General features: G+C 44.1%; 24 protein-coding genes. 8 read left to right on the top strand and 16 right to left on the bottom strand.

Features of this window, described 5'->3' with window-relative positions; genetic code table 11:
• Window positions 1-61 precede the first annotated feature (61 nt).
• Window positions 62-379 (top strand): DUF1244 domain-containing protein, encoded by a 318-nt coding sequence (locus ACR63N_RS08710; protein WP_472781875.1) that lies wholly within the window; start codon window positions 62-64, stop codon window positions 377-379.
• Between the two features lie 15 nt (window positions 380-394).
• Here the strand turns inward: ACR63N_RS08710 and ACR63N_RS08715 are convergent, their stop codons facing one another.
• The 3 genes from ACR63N_RS08715 to ACR63N_RS08725 all read right to left on the bottom strand — a co-directional run bounded on the left by ACR63N_RS08715 (window position 395) and on the right by ACR63N_RS08725 (window position 2,335).
• Entirely contained in the window at window positions 395-832 is a 438-nt protein-coding gene (locus tag ACR63N_RS08715) for an SRPBCC family protein (RefSeq protein WP_367110175.1), read from the bottom strand.
• A 25-nt stretch (window positions 833-857) separates the two neighbouring features.
• Window positions 858-1,574 carry a DarT1-associated NADAR antitoxin family protein gene (locus tag ACR63N_RS08720; protein ID WP_367110176.1) on the bottom strand — a complete coding sequence of 239 codons (717 nt, stop codon included), beginning with the start codon at window positions 1,572-1,574 and terminating at the stop codon, window positions 858-860.
• A gap of 107 nt (window positions 1,575-1,681) precedes the next feature.
• Entirely contained in the window at window positions 1,682-2,335 is a 654-nt protein-coding gene (locus ACR63N_RS08725) for a glutathione S-transferase (RefSeq protein WP_472781876.1), read from the bottom strand.
• Between the two features lie 382 nt (window positions 2,336-2,717).
• On the opposite strand from ACR63N_RS08725, the gene otsB reads away from it, so the two are divergent.
• From otsB to ACR63N_RS08760, 7 genes are all read left to right on the top strand, one after another.
• The gene (gene otsB / locus ACR63N_RS08730) at window positions 2,718-3,641 is read left to right on the top strand and encodes a trehalose-phosphatase (RefSeq protein ID WP_367107483.1); all 924 of its coding nucleotides are present in this window, start codon (window positions 2,718-2,720) and stop codon (window positions 3,639-3,641) included.
• 1 nt (window position 3,642) lies between these two features.
• Window positions 3,643-5,358 carry an alpha,alpha-trehalose-phosphate synthase (UDP-forming) gene (locus tag ACR63N_RS08735; protein WP_472781877.1) on the top strand — a complete coding sequence of 572 codons (1,716 nt, stop codon included), beginning with the start codon at window positions 3,643-3,645 and terminating at the stop codon, window positions 5,356-5,358.
• A gap of 57 nt (window positions 5,359-5,415) precedes the next feature.
• Entirely contained in the window at window positions 5,416-6,654 is a 1,239-nt protein-coding gene (locus tag ACR63N_RS08740; protein WP_472781878.1) for an acyl-CoA dehydrogenase, read from the top strand.
• Entirely contained in the window at window positions 6,642-7,478 is an 837-nt protein-coding gene (locus ACR63N_RS08745; protein WP_367104212.1) for a PIG-L deacetylase family protein, read from the top strand. Before ACR63N_RS08740 ends, ACR63N_RS08745 begins: the two co-directional genes overlap by 13 nt.
• The gene (locus tag ACR63N_RS08750) at window positions 7,462-8,205 is read left to right on the top strand and encodes a class I SAM-dependent DNA methyltransferase (RefSeq protein WP_472781879.1); all 744 of its coding nucleotides are present in this window, start codon (window positions 7,462-7,464) and stop codon (window positions 8,203-8,205) included. The genes ACR63N_RS08745 and ACR63N_RS08750 overlap by 17 nt, the downstream gene beginning before the upstream one ends.
• Before the next feature lie 20 nt (window positions 8,206-8,225).
• Window positions 8,226-8,900, top strand: a complete 675-nt coding sequence (locus tag ACR63N_RS08755; protein ID WP_472782730.1) for a glycosyltransferase family 2 protein — start codon at window positions 8,226-8,228, stop codon at window positions 8,898-8,900.
• Window positions 8,901-9,029: 129 nt separating this feature from the next.
• Complete coding sequence (locus ACR63N_RS08760) at window positions 9,030-9,830, top strand: alpha/beta fold hydrolase (RefSeq protein WP_472781880.1); 801 nt, start codon at window positions 9,030-9,032, stop codon at window positions 9,828-9,830.
• 79 nt (window positions 9,831-9,909) lie between these two features.
• Here ACR63N_RS08760 and ACR63N_RS08765 read toward each other — a convergent pair whose 3' ends face one another.
• From ACR63N_RS08765 to ACR63N_RS08825, 13 genes are all read right to left on the bottom strand, one after another.
• Window positions 9,910-11,586, bottom strand: coding sequence for an arylsulfatase (locus ACR63N_RS08765; RefSeq protein ID WP_367104209.1), 1,677 nt, complete (start codon window positions 11,584-11,586; stop codon window positions 9,910-9,912).
• Between the two features lie 162 nt (window positions 11,587-11,748).
• Entirely contained in the window at window positions 11,749-12,849 is a 1,101-nt protein-coding gene (locus ACR63N_RS08770) for a hypothetical protein (protein ID WP_472781881.1), read from the bottom strand.
• A gap of 102 nt (window positions 12,850-12,951) precedes the next feature.
• Window positions 12,952-14,592, bottom strand: coding sequence for a thiamine pyrophosphate-binding protein (locus ACR63N_RS08775; protein WP_472781882.1), 1,641 nt, complete (start codon window positions 14,590-14,592; stop codon window positions 12,952-12,954).
• A 79-nt stretch (window positions 14,593-14,671) separates the two neighbouring features.
• Entirely contained in the window at window positions 14,672-16,213 is a 1,542-nt protein-coding gene (locus ACR63N_RS08780) for an aldehyde dehydrogenase (RefSeq protein WP_472781883.1), read from the bottom strand.
• A 92-nt stretch (window positions 16,214-16,305) separates the two neighbouring features.
• Window positions 16,306-17,097 carry an aspartate dehydrogenase gene (locus ACR63N_RS08785; RefSeq protein ID WP_367107532.1) on the bottom strand — a complete coding sequence of 264 codons (792 nt, stop codon included), beginning with the start codon at window positions 17,095-17,097 and terminating at the stop codon, window positions 16,306-16,308.
• A 75-nt stretch (window positions 17,098-17,172) separates the two neighbouring features.
• Window positions 17,173-17,967, bottom strand: coding sequence for an SDR family oxidoreductase (locus ACR63N_RS08790; RefSeq protein ID WP_367107533.1), 795 nt, complete (start codon window positions 17,965-17,967; stop codon window positions 17,173-17,175).
• Entirely contained in the window at window positions 17,964-18,773 is an 810-nt protein-coding gene (locus tag ACR63N_RS08795) for an alpha/beta fold hydrolase (protein WP_472781884.1), read from the bottom strand. The genes ACR63N_RS08790 and ACR63N_RS08795 overlap by 4 nt, the downstream gene beginning before the upstream one ends.
• Window positions 18,774-18,931: 158 nt before the next feature.
• Window positions 18,932-19,465 (bottom strand): cupin domain-containing protein, encoded by a 534-nt coding sequence (locus ACR63N_RS08800; protein ID WP_367111591.1) that lies wholly within the window; start codon window positions 19,463-19,465, stop codon window positions 18,932-18,934.
• 144 nt (window positions 19,466-19,609) lie between these two features.
• Window positions 19,610-20,848: an MFS transporter gene (locus ACR63N_RS08805; RefSeq protein WP_367111592.1), complete on the bottom strand. Its 1,239-nt coding sequence runs from the start codon at window positions 20,846-20,848 to the stop codon at window positions 19,610-19,612.
• A 133-nt stretch (window positions 20,849-20,981) separates the two neighbouring features.
• Window positions 20,982-22,205, bottom strand: a complete 1,224-nt coding sequence (locus tag ACR63N_RS08810) for an NAD(P)/FAD-dependent oxidoreductase (protein ID WP_472781885.1) — start codon at window positions 22,203-22,205, stop codon at window positions 20,982-20,984.
• 69 nt (window positions 22,206-22,274) lie between these two features.
• Complete coding sequence (locus ACR63N_RS08815) at window positions 22,275-23,207, bottom strand: VOC family protein (RefSeq protein ID WP_472781886.1); 933 nt, start codon at window positions 23,205-23,207, stop codon at window positions 22,275-22,277.
• Window positions 23,208-23,258: 51 nt separating this feature from the next.
• On the bottom strand, window positions 23,259-24,017 hold the full coding sequence (locus ACR63N_RS08820) for an SDR family oxidoreductase (RefSeq protein WP_367104198.1): 759 nt from the start codon (window positions 24,015-24,017) through the stop codon (window positions 23,259-23,261).
• 52 nt (window positions 24,018-24,069) lie between these two features.
• A complete protein-coding gene (locus ACR63N_RS08825) occupies window positions 24,070-25,122 on the bottom strand; it encodes an aromatic ring-hydroxylating dioxygenase subunit alpha (protein ID WP_367107538.1) in 1,053 nt (350 codons plus the stop codon).
• Window positions 25,123-25,129: the final 7 nt, after the last annotated feature.

The following is a 25,129-nucleotide window of genomic DNA, read 5'->3' on the forward strand; positions in this document are numbered from 1 at the left end:
ATCATTGCTTTAAAAACACCACATATAACCACAAACACACATCAACAATAAGGAAAATCTTATGGCAAAATTAGAATCAAACACCGAATTAGAGGCCGCCGCCTTTCGTCGCCTACTAGCGCATCTAGACGAGCGGAAAGATGTCCAAAACATTGATCTGATGAACCTTGCCGACTTTTGTCGTAATTGTTTGTCCAAATGGTATGTAGCGGCTGGTGAAGAGCGTGGTATGGACATCGACTATGAAGACGCGCGCGAGCTTGTTTATGGTATGCCCTACTCTGAGTGGAAGGAAAAATATCAGAAAAAAGCCACACCGGAGCAATTAGCGCGTTTTAATGAAATTGAAGCTGCCAAGAACAAGGATAATAAAGAGTAACCAGAGTTGGTACTCTTAGCGGCTCTCTAAAGATTTAAGCATGCTATTGAATACTATGGTGCCTTGTTTTTGCATTTTGCGATCAAATAACCGCCCTATGAGTGGCACCATGACTCGGCCCTCAGACACCCAGGTCACCTGCGTGGTGCCATCTCCCAAATCTTTTAGATCAATGCTGCCTTTGTCGTGTGCTATTTTCATCGGCCTAGATTTTTCGATGTGATACTGCATATGCGTGGGGCGCTCAAATGCGGTGATACGCTCCCATACTTTAAAGGCGCCCGTTTGTACCGATCGTAGCGCGCCGACGCCATTGCGCTCATCGTCGCCTTGGTTCAATAAGGTAGCCACACCTACCGCTTTAAATAACGCATAATTGGCATGGTCACTTAGCGCCTCAAAGACCTCATCAATTGGTTTGTTGACAATGCGTTCTACCTTTATTTTAAACATAATATGATCTCTTCGGTTAGGTTGATTAAAATAGATCGCTCGCCTTATCCAAAAGATGCTCAGTATTACTCACTGTAAACGACTCACATAAGTCATAAAAGGCTACTGGGTCTTCAACGTTATCGAGCAATTCTCGTTTATTAAGTGCTACAAACAAAGCTAGCGCATAAGCTGGGCCGTCAATAGACTTTTTGGGATTAAACTCAATATCGGTAAAGGCTTGATACTGCATAACCTCTGTGTGCAGCTGCGTATTTTGCTTGAGCGCATTGACATACAGCCAGTCAAAAAACATAGTCAATGGCTCTACCTGCCACTCTATCCCAAAATCATTGTAGCCGATAAGTTTGCCTGAGCTATGCAAGCGCTCGTCTTTTTTGGCCTGTCTTGGCGGGACATCTAACAAGTCAGTATAGGGGCCACCCTGCTCAAAAACCTTGCTGGCATAAAAGATGTTCTCAACACTATGCTGGCTGCCATTATGTTCATCGGTAAGCTTTAGGGTCAGCGGACTGAGCAAAAAACTTAACTTATTGCCCGATTTACTAGATAGCTCCAACACATGGTTAAACCCATACTTTTTGCGAATGACTTGATGCAGATCATTGATGGATTTTTTCTTCTGGCGACTGGCGAACCCCACATGGCGCTCAACGCGAATCATGTCTGTTTTTACCAGTTTGTCACTGTTAACCCTAGGCATAAATACGGGACGTTGTTCTACAGCGTTTTGTTGTTGCATAGTTGGTCATCTTAATTAGAGAGCGTTGGGCATTATATCAATAGTTGGCTATAAATAGGCTTTGATAATAGGTTTGATATAAATGATATTAAATGTTAGTTAGTAAACTAAGTACAATCAGGAAAAACCACCACCTCATCGTCCTCTTGCCAAGGGGGATACTTCGTCATCACTTGTAAAAAGATCGGATGCGCAAGCCACTCTTGTAGCCAGCGCTGCAAATTGGGGTAAGGCAGATTATAAAAAACTTCGCGATCGACATGAGCAAACTGACGGACAAAAGGCATGATGCCAATATCGGCAATGCTTACACTATCTCCTAGCAGAAAAGAATTTTTAGTTAGCAACTCCTCTAAAATCTGTAAAAACTTCTCACCCCTTTGCCGATACTCGGTCTGGGTCAGATCGGTATGACGATCAGCGTATTTATAACGATCTAGCCAATATTTAAACTCATTGTCATTTTTATCGATCAGCGCATTAGCTTGCACCAAAACTTCTGTATCAAGCAAGCCCTGCGGATCATTTTGATCAAGCGCCCATATCATGATATCAAAGCTTTCTTCAATCACCGTACCGTCAATTAGCTGCAAAACTGGCACCGTACCTTTTGGACTGATCGTCAGCATTTGCGGCGGTTTATTTTTTAGAACTATCTCTCGTAGCTCTACTTGCAGATCGGCAAATAAAATAGCCAGACGAGCGCGCATAGCATAAGGACAGCGGCGAAAAGAGTACAGTCGATGCAGAGAGGAAGTCATAGTTATTTTTCACAGTTGTATTGATATCAGTGAGTGCAGTGGACTTAAAGACAAAGATTATTAAGACTCATGATAGCAATGCCAACCCTTCTCTACAATGACGTGTTTGAGTTTCAAAATACTTAACAGCTGGTACTTTACCAGATATCTTAATACCTTAACTATATATAACCAGTTGGTTTTTCTGAATAAATATAATGATTTAAAGCAATTTAAAGACCCATACTAAAAAAATTGATACCAAATTGAACATTTTTGTCATCATACTATAACGGTATCTGTAGCAGCGGCACTGTTAAACTTAAATCAAAATAAAATAAAGCTAAACGTTAACCGTCCAGCGAAACAATATTAAAGAGCAAAGTTATTAAAAGGAAAAACCGTGACTTCAGGAAGAAATCGAAGCTTGAATAAATCGGCTCTATATATTCAGCCAAACAGATTTATTGACTATTTATCCATTCAACTAGAAGCTCCTAGTCAGCCTTTTTCTATAGAAAATTATGTTTTATTTGTAGATATCGATGGCACGCTAGCCCCTTTTACTCTCAATCCCAAAGACAGCATTATTCCCCCTACCACTCTGGCGCTTTTACAAGACCTGCAAGATTACGGCGTTAAAATCGCAGCAATCACCGGACGCAGTCTTGGGGAAGCCAAGCAGATGTTATCTCCTCTTAGCCTACCCATTGCTGCCACGCACGGTTTAGAGATAGCACTCAAAAATAGTGCTGATGACATGATAAGCGCTGTGCAGGTTGATACTGCTAAGCTGAGTGAGGTAAAGCAAGCTATCACGCAAGTGTGCATGCCCTACCCTGACTTGACCATAGAGGACAAACCCTACTCCGTTGCCCTGCATTATCGGCAAAACCCTGACCTAGAAGATGTCGCTTCTACGATCATGTCAACAGCGCTAGAGCGCTATCCAGATTGGCTATTAAAACAAGGTAAATATGTTTGGGAGATTATGCCCAAAGGCGCTGATAAAGGTACAGCTATTCAGGTCTTGTTAGACAAAATACAAACTGATCATGCGCTTTTTCCTATTTTTATCGGCGATGATATTACTGATGAGGTAGGATTTGCTGCGGTACAAGGCATAGGAGGCATGGGTATCAAAGTCGGTACTGAGCCTACCTGTGCGCATTATTACGTCAATGATATTGACGAGGTGACAATGTTACTAAAAAGCTTTTTGGCATTTTGTCAATCACATGTTTCTGTACATTCTAACTCTTATCAGTTACATCCTAACTTAGCAAAAAACCATTATATTCTCTCTTCAAAACACCGGGGTAAATAATATGAGCCGTTTAATCGCCTTATCTAATCGGGTTAAATTACCTGATAATGGTCCAATGGCAGGTGGACTGGCCGTTGCATTAAACGATGTATTAAAAGGTCGTTCTGTCATTTGGATGGGCTGGAATGGTGACATTGACGACACGGATAACAATAGAGTTAATAACAGGGATAGCAATGAGTTTAGTCAGCAAGAGCGGACCGTTAAAAGCAGCGATACAGATATTCAAAAAACCAGTAGCACCATCACTTATGTGACCACCGCTCTCACTTCCAAACAGTACCAGCACTATTACTGCGGCTTTGCCAATAGTGTGTTGTGGCCTTTGATGCATGAGCAGCCAAGCTTGATCTCTCAAGCGCCAGAGGATTATGCTGGCTATCAAGTCGTCAACCGTTTATTTGCTAAAGCGTTAAAAACTATCGCCGAACCTGATGATGTGATTTGGGTTCATGACTATCATTTTTTAAGCGTCGCGTATCACTGCCGGCAGCTGGGCATGAGTAATCGTATCGGTCTATTTTTGCATATTCCGTTTGCACCTCTGGATCTTTGGCAAGATCTTGATAACAGCACTGAGCTGATTCATCATCTCGCTCATTATGATGTAGTTGGCACCCAGACTGAGCAAGATAAAGCCAATTGCTTTAGCGTTTGCCAGCACTATTTAAAAGAGCATTTATTAGATAATCCAAGTGTAGCGCCTAACGCTAATAAGCAATCTTTTACTAAGCTAGAGCAATATAAACACTCGGACAGTACGCAGCTTACGCTCAATTTAGATTTGGACGCGGCGCATAGCTTGACTATCAAGGATTATCCTATTGGCGTTAATGTCGCTAGAATCCAGCAGCAAGTCAGTGGTTTATCTTCACCTTTGTCTGTTGCCAAAAACGTCCAAAAAGACACTATAAAACCTACCACGCAGCAAATTATTGCCGTAGATAGGATTGATTATTCTAAAGGATTATTAGAGCGTTTTTCTGCGTATCGCACTTTTTTACAGCAAAACCCACAGTACCAAAACCAGCTTAATTTTTTACAAATTGCCTGCCCAAGTCGTTTGGATTTGCCCGTTTATCAGCAGCTTTATAATGAGGTTAGGCAAGCCGTCAATGAGGTCAATGAGCAGTTTACACCTACCAAAAGCGCTCAGTACTGCTCTAATGGCTTATATGAAGCTACGGGTGAAGCACATAATTTTAAAGCTAACCGTGTTAGAGGCGATAGTATTATAACCAACAGTATTACAGCGGATACTTGTCAGGATGATGATGTTATAGATAGTTGTAAAAATGGTATAAATGATGTCAAAACCGATTGGCAAGCTATCACTTATAGCGAAAACGTATTGGGCCATGAAAAGTTAATGACCGCGTTTCATTATAGTGATATTGGCTGGGTGAATTCGCTTAAGGACGGTATGAATCTTGTGGCCAAAGAATATATTGCCGCGCAAAATCCAGATAATCCGGGCGTGTTATTATTATCTCGTTATGCTGGCGCGGCCGCGCAAATGCAGGCGGCGGTGATTATCGACCCGCAGCAGCCCATAAGTATCATTCAGGGATTAAAGACCGCTCTAACTATGCCCCTTGCTGAGCGCCAAGAGCGTTATCAGACCTTGATGCAAGGCCTCACAGCGTATGATATTCATACTTGGCAGCACAGTTTTTTAGAAGACTTGTATTCAAGTCGTCAATCTAACGGAGAATAAAATCGTTTATAACAACCCGTCGTAATACCTAACGAACAATAATAATTAGGAAAATTTATGGTAAATAAGGAAGTAAAAAACCTATTATTACTAAACATAAAAGCGGCTGTAGAAGATATTGTAGCCGCTGATAAGCAAACATTTGATACGCTGCATATTACTGATAAATTACGTCGCGAGATATTGAATGTTCTAGTCTCCTATAGCGATAACATCCCTCACCCTGCCAGCGGTCATGGTCGTAGTCATGGTAATGGCAACAATGCGCCTGCAAACACCCTACTGCGCTGGCAAGTATTAGCGTATGTTGCCAGCATTGATTTAACCATTGTCAAATGGTTCGAGTCGCATTTAGATGCCTTAAGTATCTTGCATGAAGTTGGCTATGACACAGGCTCTCAAAAAACAGACGCGCAAAAATCAGTGCAAGACTCGCTATCACAGCTGTCAGGACTGTGGGCAGTTTGGGCCGCCGAAGGGCCTCCTTTAAACTTTGAACAAGACACAGCTAATCAACAAGATAAAACGAGCCAGCAAGGCAAAGTCAACGGCACTGTCTACGGTATTGCCAATGGTATTAAAGCTTGGTGTTCAGGGGCGCATATCGTTGATTATGGACTTATGACTTATCGCGATAAAAATGGTGATTCGCAATTGCTTATCGTAGATATGCAGCAAGAAGGCATCGCCATTGATAACAGTAGTTGGCAAGCGGTCGGTATGCAGGCGACCGATACCGCTACCATAGAGTTTACAGACGTAGCAGCAGAGCAAGTTGGCGCGGCAAATGCGTATTTAGAGCGCGTAGGATTCTGGCATGGTGCAGCGGGCGTTGCGGCTTGCTGGTATGGGGCAACGGCTTATCTGGCAAATTACTTACTGACGTCTTATCAGCACAAACCGAACGATTATAAAGCCATGTATTTAGGTGAGATTAGCACAGCAATGGCGCTCACCCAGCAGTATTTTTATTATGTAGCAAACCTGATAGATAGTGAGCCGAAACATCAACATCAATATAGCCATGAGCTGACCATACGTACGCTTCGGGCAAACGTTGAACAGCTAGCGCGTCAAGTTTTAGAGCGTGCTGGTCAAGCATTAGGAGCCGCGCCGTTTTGTACCAATGCTCATTTCGCTAGATTAGCAGCAGATTTACCCGTGTTTATTCGCCAAAGTCATGGTGCGTTTGACTTACAAAAGATTGGCGAGCTGACAAGTGCATCAGCTACCAACTTGACTAGCAAAGCCACGGGTAATGAATCTAAAAGACAGGAAAATTTATGGCAACTGTAACGCCTAGTGGGGCTGCAATTATAGAAGATAGCCCTATAAAAGAGCTGCACCCGATTGTGGGTGACCGTGTGATAGAGGGCGATGGCACCAGTCAGGACGCTTGGCAAAACTGGCAAGGTTTGCAGGACTTACCGCGGTTAGATATTGCTACTTGCTTTCCAGCACAGCAGCGCGTTTGTATCTTTGCTCCGCACCCTGATGATGAAACTTTAGGCTGCGGCGGTTTGCTGCAACAGCTGGCGGCGAATGGCAATCCTATTACCATTATTCACGTGACCAACGGCACCCAAAGCCATCCGGACTCATCGCTTTATTCGCCTGAGACGCTTAATACTATCCGGCCAAAGGAGAGCCTTGATGCTTTGAAGGTCTTGGGTATTGCTTCGCAAGTGACCACTATTGCGCTAGATTTGAGCGATGGCAATGTGTTTACTGAGCAAGCTTTGTTCCAGCAAAAGCTGGCTACCATTATCCAGCCTGATGACATCTTGGTGACACCGTTTAGGTTTGATGGGCATCCTGACCATGAAGCCACGGGGCAAGTGGTTACCGCCTTTGCCAAGCGTCACCGTTTGGACTGCTATCAGGTACTGATTTGGGCATGGCATTGGGCCGAGCCTGCCGATAGCCGTATTCCTTGGCATTGGGCTGCGCGAGTGGATTTAAGCACTGAGCAGCTACAGCGTAAAGCGCAAGCGATTGCTTGTTTTGAGAGCCAAATCACCGTTGATGAGAGTACAGGTAAGCCGCCTGTTTTATCAGAACAAACTATTGCCAGAATCAGTCAACCTTGGGAAGTTTATTTATATGAGCCACACACCTAAAGCGACGCCATCTATTGATGATGATACCCAGTCTTCTGCCTATTCAGAGACTTATTTTGATGGCTTATATAGCGACAATAGTGACCCATGGCAGTATCAAACGCGCTGGTATGAGCAGCGCAAACGCGATATGTGTCTTGCAATATTGCCACAAGCTAAGTATGGCAACGCCATTGAGCTTGGCTGCGGCAATGGCGTGTTTAGTAGCTTGCTTGCGCGTCGATGTCAGGCTTTGGTCAGTATAGATGGCAATCATAAAGCGGTGCAATTGGCCGAACAGCGCTTGATAGACATCTCTCACGTCAAAGTGATACAAGGGGTAATTCCTAACGTACTACTTAAGCTAAAAAACGGGCTTTTAAAAGCGCCGCTTTTATCACAGCTAGATGACGCGCCTACTTATAAACCACCTTATGACTTAATCATTATTAGTGAGATTTTATATTATTTATCGCCCACTGATATTGATACGGTTATCGATTGGATTAAACACAACCTTGCAGTAGGCGGCACTTTACTCTGCTGTCATTGGCGGTATACCATTGATGGCTTTGTGATGACGGGCGAGACGGTACATCAGCGCTTACAGCAAGCATTTAATCAAGATAAGTCAGATTGTACCTATCCAGCTTTTACACATCAGAGCCAGCTTGTCGATAGTGATTTTTTATTAGACATTTGGCAAAACACCCCAAAGACGGTGGCTATGCAAGAAAACTTAGCATGAAAGAAAAACATATGAACCATATGAAAATTGGTATTGTGATTCCGGCTCATAACGAAGCGCTGACTATTAAGGAGTGCTTAGCATCGGTACAAACCGCTATTGAGCAGCTGCCTGCAAACATCACAGCCTATCCGCTGGTGGTGCTCGATAGCTGTACTGACGATACCGAGTCCCTAGTTAAACGTGCAGGGGTTGATTATTTATCTTGCAGCTATCGCCATGTAGGACGGGTGCGCGATTTGGGCATTCGTCACGCTATTGACAAGGGCGCAACGTGGCTGGCTTGTACCGACGCCGATTCAGTCGTGCCCCCCGATTGGCTGGTAGAGCAAATCAAACATATCACCGAGCAGACGCCTGATATGATCTGCGGCGTGGTCAGCGTGGATAGCTGGGCGCATTTAACCCCGCAAACCAAACAGGCTTATATCGCGCATTATCAAGATAAGATGGGACACCGTCATATCCATGGCGCTAATCTAAGCTTTAGCGCTAAGGCTTATCTGGCTGTGGGCGGCTTTACCAAACTGCCTTGTCACGAAGATGTGGATTTGGTTAAAAAGTTTGAAGAGCAAAACTACGATATCATTTGGAGCAATCGCGTCCGCGTAACCACAAGTAGTCGCCTTGATGCTCGCGTGACAGAGGGCTTTGCTGGGTTTTTGGCGAATTTAGAGAAAGGTAATTTAGAATAATAACAAGCAAATTGGTGCTATGATAAACAAGTATGCCTAGCGCTATCTATCTGATAAGCAAAGATAAAACGCAACAGCTTGTCTACTACTACCTTATCATTTAATAATGTTTTAACAAGGAAGTTCATCATGCCAAATATTAATGTCAACGGAACGACGCTATTTTATGAGGATCAAGGCCCCAAAGATGCGCCGGTTTTGGTGCTTAGTCACTCGCTATTTTTTGATCATAAAATGTTTGCGCATCAAGTAGAACAGCTCTCTAAAGATATTCGCATTATCCGCTATGATCATCGCGATCAAGGCCAAAGCGCGCGCTCAGACTTAACAAGCGTCGATATGGATACCCTAACCGATGATGCAGCAGCACTAATAGAAGCGCTCAATATAGAGCCGTGCTTCTTTGCTGGTAACTCTATGGGCGGCTTTGTCGCTTTGCGTTTAGCGGCGCGCTATCCAGACTTGCTAAAGGGCTGTATTGTCCTTGGCTCAAGCGGAGAGCTTGAATACAAACTGGCCGAGTTCTCCCCTTTAATTGATGGGGTCAATGTCCAAGGCACTGAGCCATTTATCGATACGCTAATGTATATTATGTTTGGTGACGACTATTTAGCAGATGCATCCCATGCTAGCGAGCGCGAATACTGGCGTAATTATATGCTGCAATTAGGACCTGATATCGCACGTAGCGCGCATGGGGTGATTCATCGAGCTGGCGTATTGGATGAGCTTAAAGACTTAAAGGTTCCACTACTAGTGTTGGCAGGTGAGCAGGATCATGCTTATGAGGTGCCACTGTCAGAGAATATCGTTCAAACGGTAGCTGATAGTGAGATGTTTGTAGTACCAAAAGCAGGCCATTCGGTTGCGCTCGAGCAGCCTGAAATTGTCAATAAGTATATTGCCGATTTTATAGCAGCTCATTCATGAAACCTCTGAGCAATACATAAACCATCTTATTCATAAGTAGAGCTTTGTGATTCAGATATTGTTTTGCTTCCAATTTTTGTTATCTACTTGTAGGTGATACTTCAACCACGCCGACATCTTGAGCATAGCTATCGTACTCGGCAATTAAGTTATCCAATATTTCTGGATATTGATCAGCAATGTCAGTGGTTTCGCTAGGATCTTGCTCGATATTGTATAGTTGCCACTTTTGAGTAGGTATTACCTCGCCTAAACCAGCGAATTTATCCGTATTGGCCAAGGCTTTGTAATGCCCTCGGCGTACTGTCTTTGAACCATTCATCTCTAGCACTTTAGACTTATAAGGTACTTTTATGCCGATGTTAGGCTGCGTCAGTTCTTGCATCAAGGACTCACCATCTAATGGTGCTTTGCCTGGCGGTGTCACTTTGCTCACGCCGGCGATATCTAAAATAGTAGGTGCTAGATCTGTAAGATTACTATACTTACCAGATAAAGTATCTTTAGGAATGTTAGGACCACTAACTATAAAAGGAGAGCGCATACCTCCCTCAGCAGTATAGCCTTTAATTAGTGAGAACGGCATATTAGCAGCTTGTGCCCAGCCTATTCCCATTGAGACATAACTATCAAAATTCCCCATATTTGCAAGCGAGTTATCATGGTCATTATTGACCCAATCCTTCCAAGGTCCTAACTCACTATATTTACCAGCAGCGCCATTATCTGAAAAAAAGAATATATAGGTATTGTCCAGCTCACCTGTTGCCTTTAGATTATCTATTACTCTACCGATATTGGCGTCCATATTATCAATCATCGCTGCATAAAGCTGCATGCGCTTGATCTCTTTTTGTCTGTCCTCCTCGCTAAAGATCTCCCATTCAGGGTAGCCTTTTATAGTTGGTTGTTTGGCACTTTTAGGGATAAAACCTAGATTTTTGACGTTTTCAAAGCGTCGCTTGGCAAGTGCGCGTGGTCCATCTTTATAATAGTCACTGTACTTTTCTATGTCTTCGCGCGGGGCCTGTAGTGGTGAGTGCGGAGCGGTGAACTGCAAATAAGCAAAAAACGGTCTGTCATCTGGACGACTATTTAAAGAGTCTATTAAAAAATCTGCATAAGTTTTTGATGAATAAAAGTCATCAGGTATGTCAGTCAGCTCGCCATTTAAGCGATAAAGTTCTGGCCCATAAGGACCTTCTGGATAATTGGGACGTTTAAAATGATTGGCCTCACCTTTTAGCAAGCCGAAAAACTCGTCAAATCCCCAGTTGGTAGGCGCTTGCTCAGGCTCAGTCCCTAGATGCCACTTTCCTGACATCAACGTATAATAGCCTGCTTGCTGTAAGCGCTGAGCAATAGTTAGTGCGTTTTCATTGAGATAACCGACGTAACTAGGATCTGCCTTTTGCTCAGGAGAGCTTATTTCAAGTAGATTACCCACACCGACCTCATGCGGATCAGATCCTGTTAAAAATGACGCTCTAGAAGGCGAAGAATAAGGTGTCACTGAAAAGTCAGTAAAGCTTATACCATTGTTCGCTAGCATCTCAAGATTGGGAGTTTGAATCTCACTGCCATAAGGTGAGATATCTGAAAACCCTAAGTCATCTGCCATAATCACCAACACATTGGGCGACTTTGGAGTAACGGTATTAGAAACCATGTTGGTATCGGTTGCTGTATGCCCTGCTGATATGCCCGTCAGCATCATCCCTGAGCCTATGATTAGCTTATGATTAAAAGCAATCATTATTATATCCTTATATGACTGAAAAAGCTTAATGATAAACGTTTGTCCAAATAGCTCTTTATTTATATATTGAGAGGTATACAAAATTTGTAATGTATGAGCCACGATGCGCGCTCATACATACAGTCGTCTGAGTAGGGCTAAGGCGCTTTAGTGGTTTGTTTAAAACTTATACCTCGCCATCACCTCAACCTCTTGACCGCCCAGTCTCCAAGGCAGCGTAGTACGACTACGATCGCGCCATTCGACACCAAAATCCAGACCGGGCAAGTAAGTATAGATCAGGTTGACGCTTTTGACATCTAAAGTCGTATCCTCCTCATTGTCTACATTGACCTCACCATAACGTAGGTTAGCGCGCAGTTTGGGTGAAAACACTTGCCGATACCCCACACTAAAGCCGGTTTGCGACACCAGATCACCATCCTCAGCATCACAGCCTTGTTCTACTGCCGGGTTTAGCGGGCCTGAGGCACATAGTCCAGAATAAACCCCCATACCATCCCCGGTATAGACACTGGCATGTAGCGAGCCTTTACCCCACCGATTCTCAGCTAGGTTCAACCTCGTGGCTAATGAGCCGCCTATGCCGATCTTTGAGTCTGAATCGTCCTCAACGCTTTTATTCACATCTCGCCCCATCACCCCGACGATAAAGTCCAGATCAGGGGCATTAGCATAACCAAAATCAGAGGTATTGGCAGTATAGCTTGCCACTAAGTCTGGTAGATCGGCGTCATCATTGACAGGCTCCTGCGCGGTAACTCGAAAGCCGTTTTTGGCATAGTGTACGGTTAGATCGGGACGGACATTAAGGCCACTACCCGCAACAGTACCGACGGCTACGCCCCAAAAGTCCAGCTGTTCGGTTAATAGCGGCGCGACAGCAAAGAACTGTCCGTTCCACGTCTTACCAAAGGTGACATCATCGACTTGTATAAAGGCATGACGCAGGCGCAGCTCCGCTTGGTCGTTGGCAATATCGCCGCCATAAAAGTCGGTTTCAATAAACGCTTTTAGGTTTCTATCATCGACTACGGTTTTGGCTTCAAGGTTGATGCGTGATTCACGCACGTCGCCTTCAAAATCTGAGACATTATTCTCAGGGACGTCGTCATCAGCAGAGGTAAATACCCCTTCTGCTTTAACAAACCCGCCCAAATTTACCGTGGTGTCGCCGTCGTTTATTAATTCAATAGCTTGTGCGTTGCTACATAGTGCTAGCGCTGCTAACGCTAAGGTTAGCTTTTTTAGATTACACATGATCTATAACTCCCTGTTGACGTATTAGTAAATTCCATTTCTAAAACCAATTGCCGCTACTCTTTAGCGCAATTTTATTACAGCTCTTACTTAGTACAGCTTTTAATACAGTTTCTTTTGTGGCGGTCCTGCGAACTTGAGCGGGCCAATCGCCGTCATGTTGACCTCCACCAAACTCATGCCTTCCTCCTTCATTGCTTGGTTAATAGTTGTATCGAACTCTTCTAATGACTCAGCTTTATATGACTTGCAGCCCATAGCTTCACCAAGGGCGACAAAAGATGGCGTATGCAGCTCATTATAGTACTGCCTACCATCAAAATACTGCTTTTGAATACCGCGCATAACCCCGTAGCCGCCGTCATTCATCACCAATAACACTAGGTTGGTGTTCTCTTGAATGGCGGTGGCGATCTCGCCTATGCCGAGCATAAGGCCACCATCACCGACTAGCGCTACCGTCTTTTTATCAGGATTGGCGATTGCCGTACCGATACCGTGCGCTAGTCCTAAGCCAATAGCGCCAGCTAAAGAGTGAATATTTTTTAGCGGCTCGTTGACGGGAAATAGCCTGCTGCCCCAAGTACTACCAGACATGGTGATATCTCTGACCAAAATACCGTCATCGGGCAGGGCTTTACGTAGGGAGTAACAAATATCAGCATAAGGCCCTAACTGAGTCTCTAAAGCATCGATCGCAAATGTTTTGGCTGCTTTGATACGCTCATCATAGTCGGCATCGACTTTGGAGATATCTCCCAGCTGTGCGTTGACTCTTTGCAAAAACGATTTGGCTTCAGCACAAAAGAAGTGCTTGACCGCATAGTTTCGTTGCTGCGCCATAGGGGTGGCGTCAATTTGAATGAGGTTTTCTGGGAACTTTAAAGAATAAGTTTTGGTCTCATTACTACGCAGGCGCGAGCCGACGACGATACAGACATCGCTATCGGTAATCAGCTCTTCGACCGCTGAGGAGTTATGAAAGGCATTTAAGCTTCTAGGATGCGAATCTGGCAATACGCCGCGGGCATGGGTTGAGGACACGACAGGAATACCCATATTAGCAAGCTTTGTAACTTCTGCACTGGCTTCAAGACAGCCGCCGCCTATCCACAAAATAGGTTTTTTGGCTGACTTGATTTGCTCTGCCACTAGATCTACGGCCTCTTGCGGCGCTTCAGGCAACTGCATAGCGCCAACATAAGACAGCTCAGCGGGCAGATCAATAGTGGTTGCTTGGACGTCGATAGGTATCTCAATGCTGACCGGGCCTTTGGGTACGGTCGTTGCCACGCGTATTGCTTCTCGTACCATACCAACAGCATGTTCTGGACTTAAGATTCTAAAAGCGGCCTTGCTGCTAGATTTTAGATAGCCAAGTTGATCATTGGCTTCGTGAATAAAGCTGGCATCACGATCTAAATACTCTTTTTCAACTTGTCCTGTGATATGAATAACCGGACTGCCCGCGTTACTGGCCTCAACCATAGAACCGATAGCATTGCCTGATCCTGCGCCGGTGCTGGTAAGCGCAACGCCTAAACCTTTAAATCGAGCATAAGCATCGGCCATAGTGACGCAGCCTGCTTCGCCGCGAGCACAGACAAAATTGATTTTCTCCCTTCTGCCAATCGCATCGGCAATTGGCAAATTATGAATAGAGATCAAACCAAAAATATCTTCTACCCCATGCGCCTCTAATACTCGAGCTATCAATTCCCCGACGGTCACTTTGGTTGTCATAATATCGTCCCTGTTTATAAAGAGTTAAAAAGAGTTAAGATGATTTAATACAGCGGTTTTATATCATTATTTAATATGGCTATTTAGGATCAGACCATGGATTGGGGGTTTCATCCAGATTTAGGAAGATACTTTTGGTGAGCATATAATCCAAAATGCCTAATCTACCTTTCTCTTTACCCACCCCGCTCTCTTTGTAGCCAGCAAAAGGCGTGGCGATAGAGAATTTCTTGTAAGTGTTGATCCAAATGGTACCCGCTTCAAGCGCTTTGGCAATATGTAGGGCCTTACGATAATCTTCTGTCCATATGCCTGCTGCCAGACCGTAGATACTGTGGTTCGCATGTCCTAATAATGTCTCTTCATCGCTATAAGGTATGACGACTAACACAGGTCCGAATATCTCTTCTTGGCAAACCTGCGCGTCATTTTTTAGACCGGTGATGATGGTTGGCGCGTAATAAGAGCCTTTATCGTACGCCTCGCCTGTCAGCCGATGCCCGCCTGCAACTATAGTACCGCCCTCACCTTTAGCCATTTGAACATAACGATCGACACTATTGAGATGATCCTCACTGATCAGCGGCCCCATCTGCGTGCCCTCTGCTTCAGGATCACCAACCACGATGTTTTCGGTTTTCTTAATCAAAGCGTCTAGAAAATCATCATAGATGCTTTCATGGATAAACAGTCTTGAACCAGCGATACAAGCTTGACCAGATGAGCTAAAGATACCGTAAATCACCCCGTTTACAGCGATATCAAAGTTTGCATCTTCAAAAACGATGGTCGGCGACTTGCCGCCAAGCTCTAATGAAGTTGAGATCAGCTTATCCGCTGCCACGTGCGCTAAGTGCCGACCGGTACTGGTACTACCGGTAAAAGAGATCTTTTGTACTAGCGGATGCTTGACGATCTCTTCACCAACCACAGAACCCTTACCTGTGAGTACGCTAAACAGACCTTTAGGCAAGCCTGCTTCTTCAAACACTTTAGCCAATTCAAGCGCTATCAGCGAGGTTGCCTCAGCAGGTTTTAAAATAACCGCATTACCCCCTGCTAAGGCGGGGACAATTTTTTGAATCTCTGAAGCAATGGGCGAGTTCCATGGGGTAATAGCCGCGACCACACCTAAAGGCTCATAGGTAGTAAAGGTCATCAGCGCCTTGATACGCTGATTGGTCAGCTCGTTATCAAGAGTCTCAAGGCTACTGGCGATATAGCGCGTCGTTGCGATAGCGCTACTTACCAAAGCAAAGGTTTCTGCCAGCGGCTTACCGTTATCTCTGGTTTGCAGCTCAGCCAAAAATTGTTTTTTCTGCTCCATAATGTTGGCCGCTTTAAACAGTACCGCCGATTTTTCTGAAGGCAACTTATCGCGCCAACTTGGATCGCGCCATGCTTTGTCGGCCGCCTCTATAGCTTCATTAATATCATCTAAGCTGGCCGTAGAGATTTCTGCATTGACTGAATGATCGGCTGGATAGTGGCTTTTGATAGTAGCGCCGCCACCGAGCTTCCACTCGCCGGCTATAAATATCTTTTTTACCGTGTCTTCTGTTACCGTGCCTTCTTTTACTGTATCTTCTGTTACCGCGCCTTCTTTTACTGTATTTTTCATAATAATGTCTCTTTTAATATGGCCTGCTTAGTAGAGTTGTATGCTCAAGCGTTATATATACTCAGTAGCTTTGGTGTGCTTTTAATAATGCTTTATAGCTGTAAGGTTTGCTCAAGCTGACAGCACAGTCGCAGCGCACTAAAAGCAGCTAAGCTTGACGTCTTAGGATTTTCAGCAAGTGGCAATCCGGCCATGCTAATCTCAAGCTTGCCAAAGACCCCTTGGGCAGTGATATGATGAATATTATGCTCAAGCGTAGGATCGGCAATGAGCTCTACCGTTGTATCATCAAGCCCCACGCCTGCCAGCGCAATAGTAGCGGCAACGTTTGAATTGGCCGGGAATAAAGCTGCCGCCTCTCTTGCTGTGCCGGTAAAAAAAACAGTCGCCTCGGATAAATTATCGTAATCAAGCAGCTCATCAGCGTGACTGCCCTGCCAGCTGGCGGGCTGTTTTCTGCCTTGATAAACTACCTTATTCAGTCCAGCTAGACTTGCCGCATTGATACCATCGATACCAGCAACCGCTCCTGCTAAGATATGCACTTTTACCCCGTTTTTCTCTGCCGTATCAGCTAGTTTGGCAGCAAAGCTATCGTCGGTAAAAGCGCCAACCGAGACAACGCCAAGGGGAATGCCCTTCTCTAATATATTAATAGCATGAGCTTTGAGTCCGCCTTGTCCTGCCATCTCAACGGCCAAATCAGGTTTTTCTACCAGCTCGTCAACCGAAGTAATCACCTCGATAGTATCGCCAAGCTCAGCTTTGATACGCTCTGCACTTCTGGAGCTGGCAAGCACTACCGAGAGCACAATGTTTTTAGGCAGCATCTCGTGTACCTTTCTTGCCATAGATCCATAACCTACAAACATGACGCGCTTCATAATTAACCTCTATCTCGTTTTAGCTTTTTCTACCCAAATTTTTTAGCTTAGATCTTTTAACTTAAACCTTCTGACTTAAATCTCTTTACTCAAACCACCTGAGACATCGATCACCGATCCTGTGGTATAAGAGGACAAAGGCGATGCTAAGAACAGCAGCGCATAAGCGGCTTCCTCAGGCTTTCCTAATCGGCCTAGTGGTATGCCTTTTTTGCTGGCTACCTCTGCGATCCACTCATCCCAATTTTTGGACTTATCTGATCGATTCTCAAAACGTCTGCGCCATTGTCCAGACTCCACTAACCCAATTAAGATAGAATTGACCCTGATGTTGTCTTTGACCAACTCATTAGCTAGGTTTTTGCTCAAATTTAACAGTCCTGCTCTAGCAACCGAGGTTGCGACCATATGGGTTTCTGGTTTGAGACCTAAAAGGGAATTAACATTAGTGATTGAGGCGATGTCGGACTTTTTTAAGTAAGGCAAGGTGGTGTTGATCATGTTGACCACGCTAAAGACCTTTAGCTTTAGCTCGTCCACCCAATCTTGCTCGTCGGTATTAAAGAAATCTGCTACCTTACCTTGACCGGCATTGTTAACCAGCATATCGATAGCGCCAAAGCGCTCTACAACGGCGTCGACGAACGTAGCTACTTGCTCTTTTTGCAGCACATCGCACTGATGGATAAACATCTGCTCTATATCGTGCTGTTGACTTAGCTCATCATAAGTGGACTGTAATCTTTCATTATTTCTGCCGCACCAAGCGACTTTCGCGCCTTGTAGCAGAAATAGCTTTACCAGCTTTAGCCCTATGCCAGATGATCCGCCAGTGACTATAACCACCTTATCTTTTACTTGAAAACTCATAAACCATTACCCTTAATGATTGATAGCAGTAGTTGATTAAAACGCTCAGGTTGATCCAAATACGACAAATGACTAGCAGATTCAATAGGATGCAATGAGACATTTTTGTGCCGATCGGCAATCTCAAACATAATCCTAGGCGGGGTAATGCCGTCCTCAGCGCCATAGATTAAATCGACAGGCTTGTCTATTTGATCCAAATAATGATGCATACTATCGCGCGCGAGCAGCTGTGAGGATTTCTCAAAACCCTCAGCACTGATTTGCTCCATAATTTGCTCAAGTAGCTTCACCTTGTCGTCGCTGGCATCAAACAGCAAGGCATGGCTTCTTTGCCGCGCCATCTCAGTACCGCCAAGCTCTTTTAACAGCTTGGGACGCTTTTGAGCCACCTCATCTTGCTTGGCCTGATCGAACTCACCATAACCTTGTGCTGCATTGGCTAGTATTACTTTATTCACCATCTGCGGATACTCGGCGGTAAAGCCTGAGGCGATAAGCGCGCCCAGCGAGTGACCCACTAGACTCACACGCTTGATACCGCTTGATTCAAGCAGCGTTAAGAGACGTCTACTGTAATCCAAAGCAGTGGGTATCTGCTCTTGCATTGGTGCGCTTTGTCCGTAGCCTGGCGCACTCCAAGCCAACACCGAGGCTTTATCAGCGAAGTAGTCGAGCTGCTTTATCCAAGAGTCCGCGCCTGAGCTGATCCCATGTAAAAAGACAATGGTTTCATCAGATTGTTTATGGTTTTGAATAAACTCAATTTCACTTGCTGAGTCGTACTGCTTGTCTAAGTGCGCCATAAAGAGTCCTTTTTACTGTCATCTTTTACAACTATTCATTGCCGAAGCTAATTGTTAGAGCTAGTCGTCAAAGCCAATTGCCAAAGCGGTATCCGTCAAACCTGTTAGGTTCAACAAAACCGATTCACTCCATGTCTCAACCAACCTATAAACCAAAGTTAGCGTTTGATTTTAGATAATGGATGATCGTCTGGATAAGTGGGGATAACGGGCTTTGGATTACCAATCATCACGCACATCAAGGCATCTTCTTGGGTATGGTTGTGCAAACCTCTATAGACGCCAGGCGGTACTGAGATCAGATCGCGATAGTTTAGCTCCATAGACGTCTCCTCGCCTTGATCCTCAACCGTCAAGGTGATCGATCCGCGCAGCATGAAGAAGACCTCTTCTGCATCAGTATGTACGTGCGGAGGACCTTCGCAGCCTGCTGGCAATAACATAGTAGAGAAGGTAAAGTTCTCTGCCTGAACGGTATTGCTGTCACCAGACACTCCGGTTGCCCCCGTGCCCATATAACGCATTTGTGCGCGGCGGTATTTAGGATCATAGTCCGCTTGGAACTTTAAGGCGCTAAAATCGTACTGACGGTCTTCAAATCTTGCCACGCGAGTTGAGATCCAATCTTCTAAAGAGCTGCCTTCTGGTCTTTTTGAAGTATTGATGTTTTTAGTAGCTGTTTCAGTATTCATATCAGTATTCCTTACATATTAGGTTGATTTGGACTAAGCTTGGTGCTGCTTAAGCTTAGTATTCTCAATATAAGTACCTATTAAATAAGTGCCTATTAAATAAGTGCCTATTAAAATCAGCTCTTAAAATTAGTACTTTTAAAATTAGTACTTTTTGAGTAATGGTATTAAGAATAAAGAAGACACGATAGCTATGCCTGCCAAAAACATAATGCCGTGATTAATATTGCCCGTGTAAACCACGATATAACCTATAATTACCGGTGCTAAGGCACTACCAAAGTTCCCAAAACCATTGAAGATACCGCCCGCTGTCGTCGCCACCTCTTTTGCCGTGATATTAGCTAGTAGTGCAAAAATGGCCGAGACGTTAAAGCCCCATAAAAAAGCACTGGCAGACATAAAGATTAAAACGTTGACTATGCCTTCTTGATAAATAAGTAAGAACATCGTAATACCAGCACCAAGTAACCCTCCAAAGACTTGTATCGCTCTTCTATTTGGAAATCTATCAGAATTAAAGGCACCCAATATCTCACCGACAAGCATAGCGACAAACGGAATCATGGATAGGTTACCAAACTGCTTTAAATTAAAACCTTTAGCTTCTATTAAGTAAGTAGGTATCCAACTGTTTAGCCCCCAAAGATAAGCCAAGGTGCCGACGTTAAAAAAGGTAAGCAGCCAAAAGGGTCTACTGCTGAGTAGTTTTTTAAAGTTGGTTTTGTGGTCGACTGACTTTCTATTGGCTTTGACATAGGTCACGCCTTTGAGTCCAAAGTACACCAGCACTAATAAAAATAGGGTAATAAAAGACATGAAAAAGAAGGTGGCATGCCAATTGTAGTTCTGCAGAATAATGGCCGTAAGAGGAAATCCTAAAGCGGCACCTATAGGTGTGCCTAGTAAAAACAAAGTGGATGCCCGCGCCTGCTCTGATGGGGTATAGTTTTGCTTCACGATACTAAAACACAATGCCAATAATGGCCCTTCAGCGATACCAAGCAAAACGCGATAAAACAGCAGCAGATAGAAATTGCTGGTCAAACCCATTAGGAACATCAGTACGCCCCAACTGGTTATACCTGCCAACAGTATCTTTTTGGGACCAAAAATATCGCCCACAAAACTCAGAAAGACCGAAGAGAGACCATAAGCTAATAAGAAAATACTCATCAGCCAGCCAAGTTTAGCTTTGTCTCCTGTAATACCAAGATCGGACAAAAACTCAGGATCAGCAAAAAGCACAGCAATACTAATTTTGTCAAAAAAAGCCAGTACGACCGTTATCATCAGTACAATGGCTGGAACCCAGTATTTAAACCCTCCAGGTCTATTTCTTTTCACACCGACAGCATCTACATTGTCTATGGTAGTATCCATATTTATCATCCTTGATAATTAACTCAAATTTTTATTAATTAATATTTAATTAAATAACCCTTTATATAATCCTCAAAACTATTTATCAAAAGCTCCTTCTGGCTATAAAAGTATTGAGCATAAAAATGATTACCTACTTAGGTCTTATTTTCATAAGGTTCACTGAAGTGTCTTGCAAAGTCTCTGGATCAAGCGCCATATCTGCTTTCATCCACCTCTTCGCAATCTTGACAATTTTGTTATTATTAATGGCTACTAAGTAGCGCAGCTTTTTCTCATCGTCTAGATAAAAAAAGCAGGGATTGTTGTCTTCATCTTCTCGAATAACCAGCTGACAGTTTTCGATATCGACAGGAGAGCCTAGTATTTGAATATTTTTGTCGTATTGATCCGACCACAGCCATGGGATGTCATCATAAGCCACTCCTAGATCCAACATAGATTTGGCTGCTATAATTCCTTGATTTTGAGCATTGGACCATGACTGAATACAAAAACCCAAACCTGGGTGAATCGCGACATCCCCTGCGGCATAAATATCAGGATCGCTGGTTTGACAATATTCATCGACAATGATGCCGTCTCTGGTTTCTAAACCTGACATCTCGCCGATCTCTTTATTAATGTGAGCGCCGGTCCCTAATAAAACCAAATCATAACGGGCACTATCTTGCTCATCATTGTTGATTTTTACGCTGACACTCTCCTCACTATCAGCTTGGAGCAAATCAAGATGATCAAACGACAGTTTTATCTTGGTGCCATGGGCTTGATGCAGGTTTAATAGATAGTCTGACACCTCTTTACTCACGCTTCTGGCGCATAGTCTGTCATTCATCTCATATACAGTGACCTCGACGTCTCTTTCCGATAAAGACGCCGCTACCTCCAAACCAATCCAGCCACCACCTATGATGCCAACTTTATCTACACCATTGAGTTTTTGCTCGATAAGTTTACTGTCTTCAATATTACGCAGGCTAACGATGTTAGGATAAGAGGACCACTGCTCAACCGGAATCTTCGCTTTACTACCGGTGGCAATCAGTAGCTTGTCGTAGGCAATCTCTTGGTCATCATTGGTATAGACGTGTTTGCTTTGCCGATCAATATGCGTGACTCTGACAGGTTTTAATAAGGTTATGTTCAGCTCATCAACTGCGTCATCTTTAAATATCTTTAAAGAATCATGGTCAGCTTGACCTAGTAGGACTTGTTTGGATAAAGGAGGACGCTCATAGAACGCATAATCTTCGTCACCAATGATAGTAATATCACCCGTATAACCATCAGCTCTTAAGGTTTTTGCGGTCCATATAGCTGCTTGACCGGCACCGATTACGACAACGCTATTCATAATAAACTTCCTTATCTATGCTTTATCCGTCTATACACTACACAATCTATCTATTTATCAACCACTTATTTACATATTGTTGAGCTGTCGTCTGGTTTCGACATCAATGCCACCTTCGACCGCCCATTCGGTAAATAAATCGAGCGAATAGTCATAGAATCTTGGTTGCCACTCAGGCGTTAGATAATCGTCGTTGGTGTAGTATTCAAAAGCGCCACCAAACGGTGAATGCACGTACCAAAAATAGGCAGACGATACGGGATGACGACCGGGACCGATAAACGAATCCCATTTTTTTCTGTTCATATTCAGACCGCCACCGATAACCTCGTGGATGTCTCTGACGATAAAGGCTACGTGATTAAGTCCCGGCTCTTTGCGGTTAGGTAGCTTTAATAGAAATATATTGTGGTGCCATCCTTCGGCAGCGCAGCGCATAAACGCGCCGCGATCGTTATAGGCATCGGAGAGATAAAAGCCTAGTTTCTCTTCATAAAACTTTTGGGAATCCGCAAGATTGGGACTAAACAGTACGATATGACCCACGCCTAAGGGTGAGGCTTTTTCATATACAGGACTGGCTTGATTGATTCTATTAATAGAACCGTATTGATTTATCCCAACGCTTATTTTCTCAAGATTGGTCCGCATTATGCTAACTTCAAAAGATAATGTCAGTCCATTAGGATCACGGCAGTATAAAAGATCACCTTCATCTTGAAAGCCATCGACATTTTGTAGATTGTCTCTTAGCTTATTAAGATCTTCTTGGCGATTGACCGCCCATGTTATCTCTCTAAGCGTGGAACCGTCTTCAAAAGCAGGTGGCAATCTAGTGTCATCTTTGTCATAAACATAGATGGCACTACCATTGTCCATACTGAACTTTATGGTGTCATCAATATCTGAATCGACAGGTTTAAGTCCAAAGTCAGTGGCAAAGTTTTGACATTGATCTTTATCTTCAACACCGAATTTTAAAGTTTTAATTCCGTTTATCATTTCAAGCTCCTTAGTTAAGCTCGTTAAGCCTAGACCCCGTTAAGGCTAAACTTAGTTAAATACAAAACCACCGTTTACAGGGATATTTTGTCCAGTAACAAAGGAAGACAGATCGGATAATAAGTAGATAGCGGTGCCATCAATATCTTCAGGATACTGCTTTCTATTGAGGGCTCGTCCATCAACATAATGATCATGGCGCTGCTGTGGCACATAGGCGGTCGCCTCCACGATAGTGAGACCAGGAGCGATACTATTTACGCAGATGTTGTACTCGCCAAGCTCGCGGGCCATAGAGCGTGTCATCGCCATGATCGCACCTTTGCTGGCAGTATATGCCATCAAGTTTGGCGCGCCCCACAGCGCAGTATCAGAAGCGATATTGACAATCTTGCCCGCTTTAGAGCTTTTAAGATAAGGAACCAATGCCTTGCTTAGTAGCCAAGTACCTTTGATATTGACCTGCATGACCCTATCCCATAGATCTTCATCATAATCGAGCATGTTTTTACCACCAACACCGGTGGCCAGCGCCCCGCAGTTTATCAAGCCGTCGACCTGCTGGTTTTTAGCAACTAAAGCAGCGACAGCTTGCGTAACACTGACAGAATCTGCTAGATCGATATATCCAGCAACGGCTTTTAGACCTTGATCCTCTAATAATCTAGCTTGAGTCTGCACCTCATCTTTTAACACATCTAGCATGAGCACCTCTGCGCCTTGCTTGGCACAGGCAGTAGCAAAAGATAAACCAAGACCTCTTGCCGCCCCTGATATCACTACTCTTTTATTCAGCAACAAATTATCCATTCAGGCTTGAACTCCCTTTCAAGTGTGGTACGCTAAAAACTGCAACCATTCGTTATGAGCTTGCGGTCTCTTTTTCAGCTTGTTTGGCAGCTTGCAACTCTTGAATCTTGGCAAGCTGCTTTTTACCTTCTTTTTGGAACATTCTTCTCAGGCGAGCCAGTCCAACATCGTGTTGATATAAAAACTCGTGTTCCATAGCGTTTGGTGCCATATTTTCTAGAATAATTCTATCTTGCTCAAGCACATCCCAGTGCAGCTGCTCAAGATAGGTACGGTACATAAAGCGCCAAGTATGACGTTGCCAGCCTTGTACTTCACGGCAGCGCCAAAAAAAGACTCGGGTGTTATTCTCATCAATGGGCGTCGCAAAACCGACGATCCAAAATACCCCGCCTGGTCCAAATTCTCTTTTATAAGGGATAGAAAGTCTTAACCAAGGGCTACCCGTATCACCGTATTCGACCCAGTCGAAGTTCACCCCTTTTTGTCCAGTCTTCTCAAAGATAAAGCCGTCTTCAGTGCGATTAAATGCCATCTCAGATTGCTTATCACCCTCAGACATGGAATGAGAAGTTGCATGTAAAAAGGCTCCATGCATAGGATCCATCACATTATCAATAGCGTATTGATAATTGACTTTCCAGTCCGCCATGCACAAGAAGCTACTCCAGTCGTCACTTGCTAACTGTTCTGGTAGCTCAAGCGGCGTAGGCTCTTGACCATCTTCTAAGCCAAACCATACAAATACAGCGCCATTGTGTTCCTCTACAGGGTAGCTGCGAACACAAGACTGCCCTTCTAGTGGACAATCACTAACCGCAGGCACATCGACGACAGTGCCAGTACCATCAACTTCTACGCCGTGATACCAACAAGCCACCTTATTACCCAAGTTCCAGCCAATTGATAATCTGGCACCGCGATGCGGGCATCTGTCTTCTAAGGCATGTACTACGCCATCATCGTCTCGCCATAGGACTAGATTTTCTCCTAAGCGGGTAATCCCTACTGGATTGGCTTTTATCTCCCAAGAGGCCAAAACAGGATGCCAATAATTTCTAAGTCCTAGTGATAAATATTCGTCTAACGAATTAAACTGTCTCATGATTCTG

The sequence above is a fragment of the Psychrobacter sp. M4 genome (genome assembly GCF_055699795.1).